The 1576-nt window shown below is 48.6% G+C and carries 1 protein-coding gene and 1 pseudogene; both read right to left on the bottom strand.

The annotated features are described in order from the left end of the window. Nucleotides 1-55: 55 nt before the first annotated feature. Nucleotides 56-787, bottom strand: coding sequence for a protein phosphatase 2C domain-containing protein (locus JGK20_RS34175; RefSeq protein WP_293233827.1), 732 nt, complete (start codon nt 785-787; stop codon nt 56-58). Nucleotides 788-1156: 369 nt separating this feature from the next. Beyond that, a pseudogene (locus JGK20_RS34180) lies at nt 1157-1480 on the bottom strand (zinc ribbon domain-containing protein); the annotation flags it as partial. Between the last annotated feature and the right edge of the window lie 96 nt (nt 1481-1576).

Consider the following 1576-nt stretch of genomic DNA (forward strand, 5'->3'; position numbering starts at 1 on the left):
AGATTTTTTGATTCGGAGATTGGGAGATTTTTAGGTATGCGAGGGTGCGAGGATATTATTTGAGGTCGATCGTCACGATCACCACAGTAATATTGTCCCGTCCCCCTTTATCCTTAGCGGCTTCAATCAAAGCAGTTGCAGCGCCCTCGCAAGCGCGAATCGACTTCAGAGGCGAAGCAATCAAAGGATCGGAAAGTTCCTCAGTCAAGCCGTCGCTGCACAGCAGCAAGCGATCCCCGGGCTTTACGTCCACTGGCAGAATATCTATCTCCTGCAAATCATCGCGGCCCAAACACTGGGACAAAACGTGACGCCAAGGATGACTGCGAGCCTGATCCGGAGTCAGGGCCTTTCTTTTGACAGCCTGAGCCACCCAAGTCTGGTCTTCAGTAATCTGATCCAAGTGAGAGCCGTGCAGCCGATACAAGCGAGAGTCCCCGATATTAGCGCACCAAGGTCTCCCCTCATCCCTAAAGATCAGAACCACAGCCGTAGTCCCCATATCAGCACGCTCGGGATGTTCGAGCTGATCGGTCAAAATTGCTTGATTGGCAATTAACAAAGCCTTTTCCAACAACAGGGGAGAATCTTCAGGCCCTTCCCAATGTTCGAGCAAATAAGATTGAATCGCCCCAGTCGCAATCCGACTGGCTTCTTGACCTCCCGCGTGTCCTCCCATGCCGTCGGCCACTATGAAAAATCGCCCGTCAGGGTCTATGTGGTACGAATCCTGATTTACGGAACGAACCAGCCCTGTATCTGTCTTACCTGCGAAAGAGCGTTTCATAGATTGGTGCTTGGACTCATCGAACTTCAAAGCTTGATTTAATGGGTGCAATTTTTGATTACAAAACTTAAAATTCCGAACGGTACTGAAATTTCTGCCGATCGCTAGTCTTGGAAAAATTGCACTTCATTAGCCTTACATTGTAGATCGTCTGATGCTAATTCCGTCTGAAAATTTTCGTAAATCAAGCTGCATTCAGCAACACCTGGGCAAAAAAAGGGATTTCTAGCTTCAAAATAAGACATTTGGCTGGGGAGAAATCTATGCAGCAACCGGGGTTTTAGTGTCCCTAGCAAGTAATAGCTGTCAAGTTGAGAAACTTGTTGTCAGCCTGCGAAAACTTAACAGTGAACTACCCCGCCCTACTTCCTACGCGCCCTGAGCGCTTCGGTCGTTGAGGGCGGAGCTTCCAACTTCGACGGGTAGTGCCTTAGAAACGGATGACTTACGCCTTCGGGACTTTGGACTTACCTTCCCGACCTTGGCAGTAGCGCTAGTTCCTAACGCTAAAATACGGAGTCCTTCATCTCGAATATTGACCGCTGCGTTGACATCCCGGTCATGCTTTGTTTCACAGCTTTGACACTGCCATGACCGCACATTCAACGGCAAATTACCAACTCGATTGAGACAGACTGAGCAAGTCTTTGAGGATGGGAAAAAACGGTCTACTTCGACGTAGCACTTCCCCTGCTTCGTAAAACTTACCCAAACTTAACTAAAGCCATCTTTAGCTACAATGAAAGAGTTCACTTCCTGCGCTATTGAGTGGTCGGCCATCCCAAGGTA

It is taken from the genome of Microcoleus sp. PH2017_05_CCC_O_A, from assembly GCF_020738785.1.
Classification (GTDB): Bacteria; Cyanobacteriota; Cyanobacteriia; order Cyanobacteriales; family Microcoleaceae; genus Microcoleus.

What these genes read in the sequence shown, in the direction of transcription:
- JGK20_RS34175 (WP_293233827.1), bottom strand. Translation starts at nt 787, where the DNA reads ATGAAACGCTCTTTCGCAGGTAAGACAGATACAGGGCTGGTTCGTTCC.